Annotated in this window: 17 protein-coding genes; 12 read left to right on the top strand and 5 right to left on the bottom strand. The window is 36.1% G+C overall.

Annotated features, from left to right (window positions below):
• Positions 1 to 59 precede the first annotated feature (59 nt).
• The 3 genes from ACJJVJ_RS01205 to ACJJVJ_RS01195 form a co-directional block, all read right to left on the bottom strand.
• Positions 60 to 1,517, bottom strand: a complete 1,458-nt coding sequence (locus ACJJVJ_RS01205; RefSeq protein WP_405368382.1) for an aminoacyl-histidine dipeptidase — start codon at positions 1,515 to 1,517, stop codon at positions 60 to 62.
• A 96-nt stretch (positions 1,518 to 1,613) separates the two neighbouring features.
• The gene (gene mnmD, locus ACJJVJ_RS01200) at positions 1,614 to 2,297 is read right to left on the bottom strand and encodes a tRNA (5-methylaminomethyl-2-thiouridine)(34)-methyltransferase MnmD (protein ID WP_405368380.1); all 684 of its coding nucleotides are present in this window, start codon (positions 2,295 to 2,297) and stop codon (positions 1,614 to 1,616) included.
• Positions 2,298 to 2,852, bottom strand: coding sequence for a DUF4920 domain-containing protein (locus tag ACJJVJ_RS01195; RefSeq protein WP_405368379.1), 555 nt, complete (start codon positions 2,850 to 2,852; stop codon positions 2,298 to 2,300).
• Positions 2,853 to 3,097: 245 nt separating this feature from the next.
• On the opposite strand from ACJJVJ_RS01195, the gene ACJJVJ_RS01190 reads away from it, so the two are divergent.
• From ACJJVJ_RS01190 to ACJJVJ_RS01160, 7 genes are all read left to right on the top strand, one after another.
• On the top strand, positions 3,098 to 4,159 hold the full coding sequence (locus tag ACJJVJ_RS01190) for a branched-chain amino acid aminotransferase (RefSeq protein ID WP_405368377.1): 1,062 nt from the start codon (positions 3,098 to 3,100) through the stop codon (positions 4,157 to 4,159).
• Positions 4,160 to 4,305: 146 nt separating this feature from the next.
• The gene (locus ACJJVJ_RS01185; RefSeq protein ID WP_405368375.1) at positions 4,306 to 7,296 is read left to right on the top strand and encodes a T9SS type B sorting domain-containing protein; all 2,991 of its coding nucleotides are present in this window, start codon (positions 4,306 to 4,308) and stop codon (positions 7,294 to 7,296) included.
• Positions 7,297 to 7,367: 71 nt separating this feature from the next.
• A complete protein-coding gene (uvrB, locus tag ACJJVJ_RS01180) occupies positions 7,368 to 9,368 on the top strand; it encodes an excinuclease ABC subunit UvrB (RefSeq protein WP_104514773.1) in 2,001 nt (666 codons plus the stop codon).
• Positions 9,369 to 9,470: 102 nt separating this feature from the next.
• Complete coding sequence (locus ACJJVJ_RS01175) at positions 9,471 to 10,388, top strand: septum formation inhibitor Maf (protein WP_405368373.1); 918 nt, start codon at positions 9,471 to 9,473, stop codon at positions 10,386 to 10,388.
• A complete protein-coding gene (locus ACJJVJ_RS01170) occupies positions 10,385 to 10,936 on the top strand; it encodes a mechanosensitive ion channel family protein (RefSeq protein WP_104514772.1) in 552 nt (183 codons plus the stop codon). The genes ACJJVJ_RS01175 and ACJJVJ_RS01170 overlap by 4 nt, the downstream gene beginning before the upstream one ends.
• Before the next feature lie 40 nt (positions 10,937 to 10,976).
• Entirely contained in the window at positions 10,977 to 11,300 is a 324-nt protein-coding gene (locus ACJJVJ_RS01165; protein WP_405368371.1) for a translation initiation factor, read from the top strand.
• A gap of 23 nt (positions 11,301 to 11,323) precedes the next feature.
• The gene (locus tag ACJJVJ_RS01160; RefSeq protein ID WP_405368369.1) at positions 11,324 to 11,923 is read left to right on the top strand and encodes a hypothetical protein; all 600 of its coding nucleotides are present in this window, start codon (positions 11,324 to 11,326) and stop codon (positions 11,921 to 11,923) included.
• Positions 11,924 to 11,995: 72 nt separating this feature from the next.
• Here ACJJVJ_RS01160 and ACJJVJ_RS01155 read toward each other — a convergent pair whose 3' ends face one another.
• On the bottom strand, positions 11,996 to 12,283 hold the full coding sequence (locus ACJJVJ_RS01155; protein ID WP_104514769.1) for a 4a-hydroxytetrahydrobiopterin dehydratase: 288 nt from the start codon (positions 12,281 to 12,283) through the stop codon (positions 11,996 to 11,998).
• A 7-nt stretch (positions 12,284 to 12,290) separates the two neighbouring features.
• The gene (locus ACJJVJ_RS01150) at positions 12,291 to 12,476 is read right to left on the bottom strand and encodes a CsbD family protein (protein ID WP_405368367.1); all 186 of its coding nucleotides are present in this window, start codon (positions 12,474 to 12,476) and stop codon (positions 12,291 to 12,293) included.
• Positions 12,477 to 12,597: 121 nt separating this feature from the next.
• Here ACJJVJ_RS01150 and ACJJVJ_RS01145 point away from each other — a divergent pair, with 121 nt between their 5' ends.
• From ACJJVJ_RS01145 to ACJJVJ_RS01125, 5 genes are all read left to right on the top strand, one after another.
• A complete protein-coding gene (locus ACJJVJ_RS01145) occupies positions 12,598 to 13,350 on the top strand; it encodes a hypothetical protein (RefSeq protein ID WP_104514767.1) in 753 nt (250 codons plus the stop codon).
• 258 nt (positions 13,351 to 13,608) lie between these two features.
• Positions 13,609 to 14,076, top strand: coding sequence for a cell division inhibitor (locus ACJJVJ_RS01140; RefSeq protein WP_405368365.1), 468 nt, complete (start codon positions 13,609 to 13,611; stop codon positions 14,074 to 14,076).
• Between the two features lie 52 nt (positions 14,077 to 14,128).
• Positions 14,129 to 14,824, top strand: coding sequence for an SDR family NAD(P)-dependent oxidoreductase (locus ACJJVJ_RS01135; RefSeq protein ID WP_405368363.1), 696 nt, complete (start codon positions 14,129 to 14,131; stop codon positions 14,822 to 14,824).
• A gap of 7 nt (positions 14,825 to 14,831) precedes the next feature.
• Positions 14,832 to 16,157: a cryptochrome/photolyase family protein gene (locus ACJJVJ_RS01130; protein WP_405368361.1), complete on the top strand. Its 1,326-nt coding sequence runs from the start codon at positions 14,832 to 14,834 to the stop codon at positions 16,155 to 16,157.
• A 317-nt stretch (positions 16,158 to 16,474) separates the two neighbouring features.
• On the top strand, positions 16,475 to 17,185 hold the full coding sequence (locus tag ACJJVJ_RS01125; RefSeq protein WP_405368359.1) for a class I SAM-dependent methyltransferase: 711 nt from the start codon (positions 16,475 to 16,477) through the stop codon (positions 17,183 to 17,185).
• Positions 17,186 to 17,318: the final 133 nt, after the last annotated feature.

Below are 17,318 nucleotides of genomic sequence, written 5' to 3'. Positions count from 1 at the left end.
ATTCAATCCATGAAAAAAGCCCTTGATTTCTCAAGGGCTTTTAGTACTATCTAAGCAAATTATGCTTTTGGGATCTCTTTTAGAATTTCTAGAAGGAATTTCCAGAATTTTTGAACAGATTTAATCTCTACGCGCTCATCTGGACTGTGTGCTCCTCTTATGTTAGGACCGAATGATATCATGTCTAGACCAGGGTAACGCTCTCCTAAAAGACCACATTCTAGTCCTGCGTGACAGGCTACTACTCTAGGCTCATGATTAAAAAGCTCGTTATATTTTGCTTTTGCGATATCTAAAACCGCACTGTTTGCATTAGGCTGCCATCCTGGATAATGACCAGATAGCTTAGTCGTCATTTGTGCTAGTTCCATTACAGCAACTATACTACTAGCAAGATCTTCCTTAGAACTATCTACAGACGATCTTGTAAGACAGGCTATCTGTAATTTTGAATCTTCTAAGGTTACACGCGCTAGATTATTAGATGTTTCTACTAGTCCGTCTATATCTGGACTCATGCGGTACACACCATTATGAATTCCTAATAGTGTATATACTAGTGTGCGACTATCTTCTTGAGTTAACACAGCTGCATTAGGAGCGTCTTCAAAAGAAATAGTAATATTTGCTTCTAGAGATTTATACTCGTCTAGAATTGCTTCTTTACAAGATTGAAATGCATTAAGCATTGTGTTTAAATCGTTCTCTAAAAAACTCACTACTGTTACTGCCTCTCTAGGAATAGCGTTTCTCAAACTACCACCTTTAATAGATTGAAAATGAACAGCACCCTTTTTTTGCATCGCATCTAGAAGTCTCGCAATCATCTTATTTGCGTTACCTAAACCTTTTATAATGTCCATACCACTATGACCACCATTAAGACCTTTTACAGTAATTTTCTTTGATAAGTAAGAAGCATCTACATCGCTAGTAGAGTAACTCTTTGTTGCAGTAATGTCTACACCACCTGCACAACCTATGTCTATCTCGTCATCTTCTTCTGTATCTAGATTTAATAATATTTTAGAAGTAAGAATGTTTTTATCTAATTCTTTAGCACCGGTCATTCCTGTTTCTTCATCTATAGTAAACAAAGCCTCTATCGCAGGATGTGCAATATCGCTAGAAGAAAGTACAGCCATAATTGCCGCGACACCTATACCATTATCTGCACCTAGTGTAGTACCACGCGCTTTGATAATATCTCCATCTACAAACATGTCTATTCCTTCTGTTAAGAAATCAAAATCTGTGTCGTTATTCTTTTGATGTACCATATCCAGATGCGACTGCATGATGATACTCTTGCGATCTTCCATACCAGGAGTAGCAGCTTTTTTAATGATCACATTACCTATAGCGTCTTCCATAACCATAAGGTCATGTTGTTTTGCAAAATGTACCATAAAAGCACGTACACGCTCTTCCTTCTTAGAAGGTCTCGGTACAGCATTTAAATCTGCAAAATGATTCCATAATACCTTTGGTTCTTGTTCTCTTACTTCTTTAGACATAAAAATGTATGATTTTTTGCAAATGTAAAGCTACTTAAGAAGTTGTTGCCCTAACTATTTGCTAAATGATTGTTGATTTATAAATTACTACTAGAATTATAGACTCTTAGAAGCTCTTAACATCTCTCTTTTTCCTGGCGGTCCTGGTAAACGTTCTACTATAAAACCTACCGATTGCATGTTGCGCCTCACCTGTCCTGCTGCACAATAGGTAGTGAGAATTCCATTACTTTTTAAAGCATTATAAGCGGCTGTAAATATTTCTACAGTCCATAATTCTGGTTGGGTACTAGGTCCAAAGGCGTCAAAATAGATCAAATCATAAGAATCTTGATCTGCTATATGCTCAAAAGTTTTTTGCTGCTTTGTTAAGGAAAAGTGATTGTTAATTTGATGACGTTCTTCCCAGCTGCATTGATGTATATCTTCATACATCTCTTCATTACCTAGTAATTTACCATAGTCCATGGCTTTTACCTCTTCATCATTAACTGGATATGCCTCTACCGCTGTATACACTATCGGTGTTTTAGAATCATGCAATGCAGTGACCATGGCATTAAGACCAGTTCCAAAACCATATTCTAGAATCTTAATAGGATTTTGTTGAAAATTACGCTTTCGCGAAAGCGAGATCTCTAAAAAATGCTCTAAACCAGTATCTATAAAAACATGAAGCGCCTCTTGTAAGGCGCCATGTCTAGAATGATATTGTTCATTGAGATCGGGCATATGAATCGTTTTTGATCCATCGTCTGTAGTCATGATCTCACGTTTCATTTATTCTTCTGTATTTGCTGCTTCTTCTACATCTGGATTGTCAAATTTCTCAACAAGTGCTCCATCTGCTACAAAGCTTAACGTAACTTCTTCTTCTGTGATAGCTGCTATTTCTTCTTTAGATTTCCCAGCATCTTCAGCATAATGACGTAATTCTTCTACTGGTGTGATGTTCTTATAGGCCTTACCACTCAAGATCACCTCTTTTCCTTTACCATTTTTAGGTAAAAAGAAACTATAGTCTTTAAATTTTACTGTCGCAGCCTGGTCACCTACCGGTAATTTAATCCAGCATCCCTTCTTTACACATACGTCTGCAATCATACCTTTTACCTTTACAGCAGTAGTATCTCCTACAGTCATACCATCATAAATGGTTCTTAACTCCATCGTATCGATTACATCTTTATCTGTGATCTTTGCTCCATAATCGAGATAAGCCATTTCTTGAACTTGCTCATCATTTACAGCTGGCATGTCTTCTTCTACATTTTTTTGTTCTTTACATGCTACTAATAGAGACAATGCAAAAATTCCAATAATTAACTTTTTCATGTGGTTATAGTTTTAACAGTTAGGTTTGGGTTGTGATTATCAACCTAATATACAAGCCATTAGATCAAAATTCAATTTCTTTATAAGGACAACTTAAAAAAATCTTTATAAATACTTAAACGTACAATTAAGTAAATCATACAGATATCTGTATAAAATTGTTTACAATTAGTACAAATTTAAGAATTCATTGACATAATATCGATGCACTATTCAAGTATATTTGCAAAAATAATAAAACCACCATGACAAAGACTCACGAAATCGTTATAGATAAGGTAAAGGAATCTAAAATCAACTCGATAGATTTTAGCAATTTAACCTTTGGAAAAACCTTTACAGACCACATGCTGGAATGTACATGGCGCGATGGAGAATGGCATACTGCTGAGATTAAACCTTATGGTCCTATTCAAGTAGAGCCTAGTTGTAAAGTATTTCACTACGGTCAGGCTATTTTTGAAGGTATGAAAGCCTTTAAAGATGGTGATGGAGATGTATTTCTTTTTAGACCAGAAGATAACTGGATACGTTTTAATGAAAGTGCAAAGAGACTTGCTATGCCAGAAGTACCTAAAGAGGTATTCATGGAAGGGCTTAAAAAGCTTGTAAACCTAGATAAAGAATGGGTAAGATATGGAGAAGGACTTTCTTTATACCTAAGACCATTTATGATAGCTAGTGAAAACGGAGTTGCTGCTGCACCAGGTACAGAGTATAAGTTTATGATCATTATGTCACCTGCATTTGCTTACTATAAAGGTGATGTGCGTGTTATAATCGCTTCAGAGTTCTCTAGGGCTGCAGACGGTGGTGTGGGATATGCAAAGGCTGCTGGTAACTATGCAGCAAGTTTCTATCCTAACAACCTTGCTCTAGAAGAAGGATACCAACAAATTATATGGACAGACGCTGCTTCTCATGAATATCTAGAAGAAGCTGGTACGATGAATATTTTTGTAAGAATAGGTGACAAATTACTCACTGCTCCTAACAATGACCGTATTCTTAACGGTGTAACGCGTAGAAGCATTATGCAAATGGCAAAAGACCACGGTATTACCGTTGAAGAAAGAAGAGTGTCTGTAAAAGAACTAACTGCTGCTGCAAATGATGGTAGCCTTAAAGAAATTTTTGGAACTGGAACAGCTGCTGTAATTGTACCTATCAAAGGTTACAAACATGAAGACTTTAAATTTGAACTTCCTACACTAGAAAGTTCTTATGCAACTTTATTAATGGGTGCATTAAAAGATATACAATACAACCGTGCTGAAGATCAACATGGCTGGAGAGTAAAAATCTAATAAATTTACTACATCATTACTTAAATGCTCACTTTTAAAAGTGAGCATTTTTTGTTAGTAATTATTTTACTAGAGCTTAATATGCTACCTAATAAGATTTTGTATCTTTCACTTTACTATACACCAACTGTTTAATTATTATAAAGTTGAAAAAACTACTTGTTCTCATTAGTCTTTTAATAACGACACTTTGCTATTCTCAAAATCAGGCTAATTGGTGGTTCTTTGGATCTAACGCAAGTATTGATTTTAATGGCGGTACTGCCATTCCTAACAATGTTGGTGTATTGGATACGATAGAAGGCTGCTCTGCCATATCAGACGCTTGTGGTGCTCTATTATTCTATACAGACGGTATTACGGTATGGAATAGCAATCATACAGTTATGCCTAACGGTAATGGATTGTTTGGCGATCCATCCAGTACACAGTCTGCTATTGTGATTCCTTTACCCAATAGTCCTGACCTTTATTACATCTTTACCATCTCTATACTCAATTTTAGTGCTGGAAGTTCAAGAACAGGTCTATATTACTCTGTTGTAGATATGAATCTAGATAATGGATCTGGAGATGTAATTGCTTCTCAAAAAAACATTCCTTTATTAGCTGATGGATCAGAGAAATTATTTGCAGCTGTTTCTTCAAATGGTCTGGACGCATGGATTGTCACCTATGCAGAGCGTATTTCTGGTAGCGGTAGTTTTGATCAGTTTTACGCATTTAAATTAACTCCTAGTGGTATAGACTTATCGGCAACGGTATTATCGCAAAGCACTGCTACTAGAACTACAGATAAGCGTGGTTACTTAAGAGTATCACCAGATGGTAGTAAAGTAGCTATGATGACTCAAAATTATGTAAATCCTAATATTACTTTTGAATCTGGTGTTGGTGCCTGGCTTTTTAACTTTGATAACGCTACAGGAAGAGTTACTAATCCTACTAGATTAAATTTCCCAGCAGGATACCAAGCCTATGGAACTGAATTCTCTCTAGACTCTAGACTAGTCTATGTAGATCTCAACACATTAGGAAACGGATTAGTAGCTGCAGAAAGACTACTACTTCAATACGATACCACTGCTGCTAACTTTCAAGATAACCCAGTGACTATTTATGAAAGTAATATAAATGACTCTAGGGACGACACCATGCGTGGCGCCCTACAAATTGCACCAGATAAAAAAATATATTACACTAGAGATGAAGAGCCATGGCTAGCGGTAATTAATAACCCTAACAGTATAGGTGCTGCGAGCAATTTTGTTTACGATGGCCTTGCTTTAACTCCAGGAACCACAGGAAATGAAGGTCTACCACCTTTTTATAATGCCTTTTTTAATCCTTCTTTTTCGGTAGTAGAAGGTTGTAGCACTGCTCCTACTCAATTCATTGCAGACGATATTGCTACCTGTCCTAACAATTCTGTTTTATGGGATTTTGGTGATCCAGCTAGCGCAGTTAATAATACGTCCACACAAATCAACCCTACACATATTTATGCAACAGCTGGCAGTTATACCGTTAATCTAATTATCACCACACCTGCAGAGGTTTTTAACGCTACGAGAACAGTAATAATAGTAGATACTCCGGTTATACAAACGGTTAACGATATAGAGTTGTGCGATGATATATCTAATGACGACTTTGCTCCCATAGATTTTACACCAGTAAGAACACAAGCCATAGGCTCTCAAAGTCTCAGCACATTTGATGTTACCATTCATTCCAGTATCGCAGACGCAAACGAAGATTTTAATGCTTTATCTGATAATGATATTCTTTCTAGTGGAGATTATTATGTCCGTATCGATAATAAGGTTTCAAATGGTTGCTATGTTACCACTCCTTTTCAAGTGAGAATTGCAGCTCTACCTGTTCCTACGACAGTAAATGATTTGATCTTGTGTGACGATTTTAGTAACGATGGTACCGAGTCTTTTGATCTAGAAGCAGCAGCTATTCAAGGTTTAGGCAGTCAGGATGCTAGCCTATTTAACTACAGCTTTTTTCTATCTCAAAATGATGCAGATCTTAATCAAAATCCCATCAACTCGCCGTATGACAATACTATAAATGGAGAAGAGATATTTATACGATATGAAAATAATACAAATACTACTTGTGACGCTACCGTTTCTTTTAATCTTCAAGTTGTATCACAACCTAGTATTCCTGTTTTAGAAGACTTTACTATTTGTGACGATTCTTCTAGAGATCTCATAGAGGTATTTGACCTATCCACATTAGTAAATACCATAGAAAACACACAATTGGGAAATCTTACTACCACTTTTCACAGTTCTCAATTAGATGCTCAAATGGATGTAAATCCAGTGGATACTAGTTATATTAACAATTTACCTCAAGAGATTTTATGGGTACGTTTAGAGAATAACGATTTCATCACCTGTTATGACGTGCAACCTTTAAACATAGAGGTTTTTCCTAAACCTATTGTCCAGACCACTCCAGATCTGTTTAAATGTATTTCTGACCAAGTGACTATTACTGCCACAGCAGGATTTTCTAGTTATTTATGGAATACTGGTGAGACTACAGCTAGTATTAACGTCTCTGAAGAAGGTGTTTATACGGTTGTTGCAACCGATAGTAATGGCTGTGACGACACCTCTTCTACCACGGTTACTAACTACTTACTTACGCAAATTATAGATGTAGAGATAGAGCAATTCACTTTACGTTCTAACCGTATAGAAATTACGGCAATAGGTGACGGTCCTTTTGAGTACAGTATTGATAATTTCTTTTATCAAGACAGTAATGTTTTTACTGATTTACTACCTGGATTTTATACCGTTTATGTAAGGGATAAAAACGGTTGTGATTTAATAACTGCGCCCGCGACTATAATTGCAGCACCACCATTTTTCACTCCTAATCAAGATGGTTTTAACGATTACTGGCAGGTAACCGCTATAGTCACCGAGCCAGATGCACAGATATTCATTTTTAATCGATTTGGTAAACTGCTCAAACAACTCAGCCCAGTAGGTCCTGGTTGGGATGGAACTTATAATGGCAACCCTTTACCTAGTTCAGATTACTGGTATCGTGTGGAGCTTATCGACGGTCGCAGCTTTAAGGGACATTTCTCTCTAAAAAGATAAACTAATCATTGTAGTTATTTTAACCTCGCTTTCGCGAAAGCGGAATTACAAAAATCTTATTTTTACAATTCATGGATTTTAATATTGTATCAGAGTTTTCTCCTACGGGAGATCAACCGCAAGCCATTAAACAATTAGTGGAAGGCATAGAGGCTAATGAGAAATTTCAAACCCTACTAGGTGTTACCGGTAGTGGTAAAACGTTTACGGCTGCAAACGTGATTCAAGAAGTACGGAAACCTACCCTAGTTTTATGTCATAATAAAACGCTGGCGGCTCAATTATATTCAGAGTTTAAAGATTTTTTTCCAGATAATGCCGTAGAATATTTTGTATCCTACTATGATTATTATCAGCCAGAGGCTTTTATTCCTTCTAGTGGTACGTACATCGAGAAAGATCTTTCTATCAATGAAGAGATAGAAAAAATGCGATTAAGCACTACTTCTTCCCTACTTTCTGGACGTCGTGACATTATAGTTGTGGCATCTGTTTCTTGTCTTTATGGTATTGGTAACCCAGTAGAATTCCAGAAAAACGTTGTTAGAATAAAAAAAGACGAGGTTATTGCGAGAACGGCATTGTTGCACAAACTGGTACAGTCGCTGTATTCTAGAACCACTGCAGAGTTTAACCGTGGTAATTTTAGAATTAATGGTGATACACTAGATGTGTACCCTAGTTATGCAGATACTTGTTTTAGAATCCACTTTTTTGGAGACGAGATAGAAGATATAGAACGTTTTAATCCTGTAGATGGTAGAGTTCTTGAAAAATTTGACCAAATTACTATCTATCCGGCAAACATGTTTGTGACTTCTCCTGACATACTGCAAGGCGCCATACATTCCATTCAAGAAGATCTGGTAAAACAGACCGACTATTTTAAAGAAATAGGAAAACCTCTAGAAGCAAAAAGACTAGAAGAACGTACAGAATTTGACCTAGAGATGATAAGAGAGCTAGGCTATTGTTCTGGTATTGAGAACTACAGTCGTTATCTAGACGGTCGTTTACCTGGTACGAGACCTTTCTGTTTATTAGACTTCTTTCCAGATGATTATTTAATGATTATAGATGAGAGTCACGTGAGTGTGCCACAAGTGGGCGCTATGTATGGTGGTGATAGATCACGTAAAGAAAATCTAGTCGATTATGGTTTTAGATTACCAGCAGCCATGGATAACCGTCCATTAAAATTTGAAGAATTTGAAGCTCTACAAAATCAAGTAGTATATGTAAGCGCTACTCCTGCAGATTATGAATTGGCACAAAGTGATGGTGTAGTCGTAGAACAAATTATAAGACCTACAGGTTTATTAGATCCTATAATAGAAGTACGTCCTAGCCAGAATCAAATAGACGACCTGGTAGAAGAAATAAGATTGCGAGAAGAACGTGATGAACGTGTTCTTATCACAACGCTTACAAAACGCATGGCCGAAGAACTTACCAAATACCTAACGCGCATTAATGTAAGATGTCGCTATATTCATAGTGATGTAGATACATTAGAACGTGTAGAGATATTATCTGACTTGCGTCGTGGGGTTTTTGATGTCCTTATAGGTGTAAACTTATTGAGAGAAGGACTGGATTTACCTGAAGTATCTCTAGTAGCTATTCTAGATGCAGATAAAGAAGGTTTTTTACGTAACCAACGTTCTCTTACTCAAACTATAGGTCGTGCAGCACGTAATGTGAATGGACTCGCTATTCTATATGCCGATAAAATTACCGAGAGCATGCAAAAAACCATAGACCAGACAGAATACCGTCGTTCTAAGCAAATTGCATATAATGAGGCAAATGGTTTAAAACCTACCGCGATAAAGAAAAAGCTAGAAACAGCATTGTACCGCAAGAATGCTGCGACCTATGCCATAGAAGAAACGCTATCTCTTAAAGCGGCAGAGGAAGAAGCAGAATACCTTTCTAAAGCACAACTAGAAAAGAAAATAAGAGAAACTCGTAAGATGATGGAAAAGGCGGCAAAAGAATTGGATTTTATGGAAGCTGCAAAACTGAGAGATCAGATCAAAATGATGCAAGAGAAAGTAAAAACTGCCTAATCATTAGATTCTTCTATTTATTGCTTATTTATTTGCCTTGTTTAGAGAATTTTATAATACATATCAAAATCATAAAAATTACATTTGTATAAAATTATAGCTATGAAATATTTTTTAATTTGTGCCGTCGCTCTTACTATACTTTCTTGTGATACTAAGGTCCATGTAGAAAGTAATGGAAAAACTATTATAGGTGAAGACCCTCTAGAAACTCTAGAAAACAGAGAACTTACTCAAGAATTTAAGGATTATTGGTACAGTGGTGAAGCAGAGATTTCTAGTTATGATCTTAGTCAGGCTAGATATGGAGAGATGAGAGAAGGAACTGCGGTAATGATTTTTGTAACGGAATCTTTTGATAAAAAAGACCAGGTAAAGGCAGACCAAGCAAACGACTCTAACAGACCTGTTCTTAAATTCAATGCCACTCGTGATTTTAATACTGGTATCTATCCTTATCACATTATGAGCAGTACTTTTTTACCTCTAGATAAAAAAGACAATGCTATTAAAGTAGCCAGTAGCATTCAAGAATGGTGCGGACAGACTTATATGCAAATGAATCAAGATGGTGATGAATATGAGGTGATGCTTCACTCCTATTTTCAAAGTGAAGGAAATGATGATTTTGAGATAGAAAACGTCATGACAGAAAATCAAATCGCTGCGCAGTTAAGACTAGATCCTCAGGCTATGCCTACTGGTGCAATTAAAATCATACCTAGTACAGAATTTTTAAGACTTAAACATGTGGAGACTAAACCATATGACGCCGTAGCAAAATTAAGCGAGATGGAAGACGGCTTTTTATACAGTGTTAAGTTTACAGATCTAGGTAGAACAATTGCTTTTAAAACAGAAAAGACATCTCCTTACCGCATACTATCCTGGATGGATCGTTATAAAGATGGATCTACACCTATGGTTTCTACAGGTACTTTAAAGAAGTCCATTAAATCTGCTTATTGGGGTAAAAACGCAAACAAAGATGCTGTTTTGAGAGATAGTCTAGGAATATGAAAGAATATTTTTCAAAGCCAGAAGTAATATTAACCGTTTCTTTCTTAATAGGTACGTTTATAATTCACCGGTTGATTATATGGAGTGCTGCAAAGCTATCTCAGAAAATTCATCGATCAGAATTGCGCAAGCAGTATTTAAAAAGATATACTGGTTATATAATCTGGACCATATGTGTAATTGCTATTATTCTCATATGGGGATTTAATACAAAAGGCTTCTTTGTCGCACTAGGTTCTACATTTGCCGTGGTAGGTGTGGCACTCTTTGCAAACTGGAGTATTTTGAGCAACATAACTGCCAGTTTTATTCTTTACTTTACATTTCCTTATAGAATAGGAGATCGCATACGCATACATGATAAAGACTTGCCAGTTACCGCAGTAATAAGCGATATAAAAGGTTTTTACACCTTATTAGAAACCGATGAAGGCGAGTTAATCACCTACCCTAATAACTTATTGTTACAAAAAGGAGTTTCTATCTTACAAGATAAAAAAGGTTCTGTTTTTGACATTACTGATGATAGTGTAGATAGAACTGTTTAAATAGAATTTACTTATTAAATTTGCTATATAAAGTACCCTTATGGATTTAAGCGATCAATTAAAAAACCTTTTCCCAGAACACGATTTTAAAGAAGAAGAAAAACCAGAAAAGAGCAACATCTGGTTACAAGAAGATCCTTTAGAATGTAAGTTTGAAAAACGTAAAGGAAAAGTAAATACCGTAATAGCTGGTTATACTGGCGCCACTACCGACTTTAAAATTCTAGCCAAAGAACTTAAAACACAGCTAGGTGTAGGCGGTAGTTTTAAAAACGACCAGATTATCATACAGGGTGATTACCGCGATCGCATTATGGAAATGCTCAAAGAAAAAGGCTTTAAAGTAAAACGTGTCGGTGGGTGATAAATATTGAAAAGTTAGATCATTTGTTTAAAGAACAAATAGACGATATGGATATTTGCTTCTTTTCTTTTGACAATAATGATGAGGATATCGCTAAATTTTCTACCGAAGAATTAGGCAAAATAAATCTACTAAAAGCTATCAGTAAAGAGCTTGCTTATAAGATGGAGTCCCAAGAATTAAATTTAATTAGAAATCAAATTAAAGGAAACCTTTTAATTGAGCAGGAATTCCTTGGATGGAAATATAATGCTAGCTCTAACTGCCTGTATCTAGAAGGAAAACAGAAAGGATATCAATCTAATTATTTTTCAAGCCCTTATTTTGAAAAATCAGAATATATAGAAAGTATCGATACTGTCAATCAATCACACTATTCATGTACTTTTCTGGATTGGTATACGGTAAATGGTTCACTTCGTATGACTAATAAAGAGATTAATAGTGTCTTTTTAGAGACTAAATACCATTTATTAGATCAAGAAAATCCTATTATTCATAAATGGGAAGAAAAATGGCTTCATCATTTTGATGACTATAAAAATGTCGATGCTTGCAGTTGGACTTTATTTTATCCTAAATCTAAAATAACAATTGTTTTACTAATTATTCCATACTTATAAACTTAGTACCCCATAAAAAAACTCCTTAATCACGATCGATTAAGGAGTTTTAATTTTTTAAGGTGTTATACCTTACTCATCACCTACTATGTGCTCAATGGCAGCAGCAAGTTTAAAGTCATTTTCTGTAAGACCGTTCACATCATGAGTACTAAGAGTAATCTCTAGGGTACCATAAGTGTTGTGCCAGTCTGGATGATGCTCCATTTTTTCTGCTTCTAGCGCGATGCGCGTCATTACAGAAAAGCAGTCCATAAAATTGTCAAATTCAAAGGTAGTGTGGATCGCATCATCATAATAATCCCATCCTTCTACGTTCTCTAAATGCTTTTCTACTTGTGCTTCAGTTAATTTTTCCATTGCTGTATTATTTATCGTCAAAGGTATTTTTTATTTTCCTTTTAGCCTCACCTATTCCTTCTTCTATTTTACCTTTTATTTGATCAGTCTTTCCTTCAGCCTCTGTAGATTTATCGTTAGTGAGTTTACCGAATTCTTCTTTGGCTTTTCCTTTTGTCTGATCCCATTTTCCTTCTAGTTCCTTGTCGCTCATAACGTTGTTTTTTATTGATTTAATCTAAAGATACAGACACATCCTTGAGCGTCTCGCTAAAAATATCTTAATCCTGCACTAAAGAATTCTTAAATACCCACATAACTCTTATATTTAAACCATGAAAAAGATCAGCCTATTAATAGTATCACTAGTCGCTGCCACTGCTGTGGCACAAGTAGACTCACTTAAAACAGAACCCTTTAAAGATGCCGTACATTTAAGGGAAGTCCCTAGAAACAATCTAGTCATAGATCTAGGTGTTACACAACCTCTTTCAGATTATGGAGATGTCGCTAGATCGGGACTTAATATAGGAGCAGAATATCTGTATTATACTAACAAGCATCTAGGACTAGGTATTTCTTTAAGACACCAGTACAATGAATTCGGTTATCTAGATTTTCAGACAGACGATCGTACAGCAGCCACGGCAAACAACTGGACCAATACTTCTATAGCCATAGGTCCTACCTATTCTTATACTCAGGGCAGATTTCAATTTGATGCCTTTGTAAAAGGTGGAGTTGCCTTTTTAAACAGTCCAGAGAACAGCGTCTCACAAATAGGTATAGGTAATACACAAGTATTTTCTAGTGACAGCGAGAACTCGTCCTCATCTAGTGCTTATCTAGAAGGAGGTTTGCGATTCAATTACTATTTCCGTCGCAGTGTGCAACTATTCTTCTCGCCACAGTACAACACAACACTAGGTGACCCTATCGCCTATTCTTATAGAGATGACAGTTCTACCGCACCTATACAACCCAATTTATTGAAAAAATTAAATGCCTCTAATCTTATCTTTAATGTAGGTGTAAAAATAGCTATAGGTAAAGAATACAGCAGTGGCGAGTGGCGCGATGACGACTAGACGCTGGTGCTACTCCTATTTTTAAAACTCTTTAAATATTCTTTTTACACTTTTTAAAAACTCTTTAAATACTCTTTTTAAACCCTTTTATTACCTAATAACACTAGGTTTTAAAAGGGTTTTACGTTTTCTATAATTATATAAAAACATGAAATACGGTTATTATTATAGTCATTATTAAAGTTGGCACAGAATTTAACAAGTCTTTATTCTAAATCTTTTGTTTAAGAGTTACCTTTATACCTTAAACAAAATAACTTGAAATTAATCCAATTTTCTTCGCAGCAAAAATTACCCATCTCCATAGATAAGGCATGGGAATTTCTAACAGATGCAAATAACCTGAAACTACTCACACCACCAGAACTGGATATGGTCGTGCAGTACGGTACAGAAAGAGGTATGTATCCTGGACAGCTTATAGAATACTCTATAAAACCACTACCCTTTTATAAAACCAACTGGGTGACTCACATCACACAAGTAGAAGAAGGCAAGTTTTTTGTGGACGAGCAAATGTACGGTCCCTATGCCACCTGGCACCACAAGCATTTTATTACAGAGATAGAAGGCGGCACACTCATGGAAGATTTAATTCATTACCGCTTGCCATTCGGTGTACTAGGTAAATTAGGGACGCCATTAGTTAAGAAAAAGTTGGAAGAAATATTCCGCTTTCGCGAAAGCGCACTCATCAAACACTTCGGTGCATTTAAAGAAAAATAAGAGATTTTGAAGTCTCTACTTAGAATAATTAGAATACCATAAAAGTACAAAAATGTTAAAAAATATACTACTTATAGGCGGTAGCCATGGAATAGGAAACGCCATCGTACAACACCTTCATGAAGGAAATAACGTGTACGTAGCCTCTAGAGAAAATGAAAATTTACCAGATAGTGTGACACACATTCCATTTGATGCACTTACAGAAGAATTAGACACCAGTTTACTGCCAGAATCTCTAGATGGTTTTGTGTACTGCCCTGGTAGCATTAATCTAAAACCCTTTAAAATGTTGAAGCAATCACATTTTGAAGAAGATATCGAGATCAATTTTTTCTCCTTAATAAAAGCCACCAGAACGGTTTTACCTTTATTGACTAAAAACGGTACCAGCAGTATAGTCTATTTCTCTACCGTTGCAGTAAGTACAGGAATGCCTTTTCATACCAGTGTAGCCGCTGCAAAAGGTGCTATAGAAGGATATGCTCGCGCACTAGCGGCAGAGTATGCTCCTACGGTAAGAGTAAACGTTATCGCACCGTCACTAGTAGACACACCACTCGCTGGTCGACTCTTAAATAACGATGCCAAAAAAGAAAAAATGGGCGACATGCACCCACTTAAACGTGTCGGTACACCAGAAGATATTGCAAGCCTTGCCGTATTTTTATTGAATCAAAACGAGGGCTGGATTACCGGCCAGGTGATAGGTGTTAACGGCGGTAAGGGGTCTTTAAATTTAGGATAAATAAACGATGAGTAAAAAGGTAAACATATTTTGGCTGCGTAGAGATTTAAGACTCGATGATAATGTAGGACTTCTAGAAGCACTTAAAAGTGATCTTCCTGTCCTGCCCCTATTCATATTTGACAGTGATATTCTAGATAAATTACCAGAAGACGACGCACGCGTTACCTTTATCCATGAGCAACTGCAGCGCATGCGCTCACAACTGCAAGAAGAACACGACAGTTCTATAGCCATGCTCTATGGAACACCTAAAAAAATATGGACGCAATTACTTAAAGACTATCAAGTAGACACCGTGTTTACTAACCATGATTATGAGCCTTATGCTCTAGAACGCGATCTAGAAATAGATCAACTGCTGGCACAACATAATGTAGATTTTAAAACCTTTAAAGATCAAGTTATTTATGAAAAAGACGAGATCACAAAGGCAGACGGTAATCCCTATGTCGTTTACACACCTTATAAAAATAAGTGGCTAGAACATTTTAGAAAAGACCACGGCAGCGGCGAGCATCAAAAATTTTATTACACCCACGACTACCTAGATAACTGTATCAAAAACAGCAGGTTGCCCAACCTGTCTCTTAGCGACATAGGATTTAAAAAATCCAGTATAGAAATACCAGCCTATACCGTCACACCTACACTTATAGAAGAATACGAGAATACTAGAAACTATCCAGCCATAGAAAACGGAACCTCTAGACTGGGTATTTACCTAAGATTTGGTATAGTAAGTGTGCGTAAAATGGTGCGCAAGGCAGACCATGCAGACAACAAGACATTCCTAAGCGAGTTGATATGGAGAGAATTCTTCATGCAGATACTCTACCATTTCCCACATACCAAAGACCAAGCCTTTAAATCAAAATACGACCGCATCGAGTGGCGCAATAATGAGGACGAATTTGAAAAATGGAAAACCGGCACCACAGGTTATGCCCTAGTAGACGCAGGTATGCGAGAATTAAACACCACCGGCTACATGCACAACCGTGTACGCATGCTAGTAGCAAGTTTTTTAATAAAACACCTCTTAATAGACTGGCGCTGGGGCGAGACCTATTTTGCCGAAAAACTACTCGATTATGACCTCTCCAGTAACGTGGGCAACTGGCAGTGGGCAGCAGGCAGCGGTGTAGATGCTGCGCCCTATTTTAGAATCTTTAATCCCATTACTCAAAAAGATAAATTTGACAAAGAGCGCAACTACATAAAAGAATACGTACCAGAGTACGGCACCGATAGTTATCCAGAGATGATGGTAGACCATAAAGAAGCTAGAGAGCGCTGTTTAAAAACCTATAAAGAAGCCGTTTCTCAATAAGACCATCACCACACCATACACTATTATAAGAATACCGCTTGCGCGAAAGCAAAATCGCAAACCACCCTATTATACCATAACACACACCTATAAGACCAACCAGTTGCGTTGGTCTTTTTTACGTCTAGAAATGAAAGAAACTCTAGCCGTTATTAAACGTTTAATAATAAAAAGTTCTTATATACACCTAAAACCGCAATACATAAAATGTAACAAAAAAGTTCTCATATACACCCTATATGGTAGGGTTAGTTAATGGTTTTTTAGTAAATTGCTTATATATAAACGTTGTAAATAATTATGACCAACCATACTTAATGAAAGAAATTTACGAACCAAAATTTGTAGAAAAGTTATTTGATAAAATGTCGAGTTCTTATACAAAAGTGAACTACATAACGTCATTTGGATTTAGTGAAAGATGGCGAAGACAATGTGTAGAGGAAATTGAAATCGAAGGTGGAAAAGTTGTTGTGGATTTAATGACTGGAATGGGAGAATGTTGGAAACATATCCTAAAGAAATCGGATAGTAACTCAAAATTAATTGGACTTGACTTTTCATCTGGAATGATTGACCGAGCTGAAAAAAGAAAAGCAAAATTCAGCGAATCTAAAATAGAATTACTAAAAGAAAATGTATTTGATAATTCAATCGAAAACGAATCTGTTGATTATGTAATATCTGGCTTTGGATTAAAGACATTTAATGATGAACAACTTTTAAATCTTGCCAATGAAATTGACCGAATTCTAAAACGAAATGGGCAATTTTCATTAATTGATGTTTCAATACCAAAAATTGGAATTTTAAAACCGTTCTATATGTTTTACTTAAAGAACGTTATTCCGATTTTAGGAAAAGTTTTTTTAGGAAGTCCAGAGACCTATAAAATGTTAGGTATTTACACACAAGAGTTCGGGAATTCTAAAAATGTATTTGAGATTTTTAAGAGAGTAAATTTTGAAGTTGAGTACATTGAATATTTTTTCGGTTGTGCTAGCGGAATTAAGGGCGTGAAAAAATAACTATTTACAACAATATATATAGCAAATTGGGCGATTAGTGTTTAACCGAAAGTACATTGTCTATTTGCAAAGTCGCCAAATCTTTTGATTTGGTATTAAAAGAGAAAAATTAAAACAAAATACAAAAGATTTG

Origin of the sequence: Nonlabens sp. Asnod2-A12 (assembly GCF_045063745.1) — a bacterium.
Classification (GTDB): Bacteria; Bacteroidota; Bacteroidia; order Flavobacteriales; family Flavobacteriaceae; genus Nonlabens; species Nonlabens xylanidelens.
The sequence above is the reverse complement of the archived record's forward strand: the minus strand, read 5'-3'. Positions and strand labels throughout refer to the sequence as shown.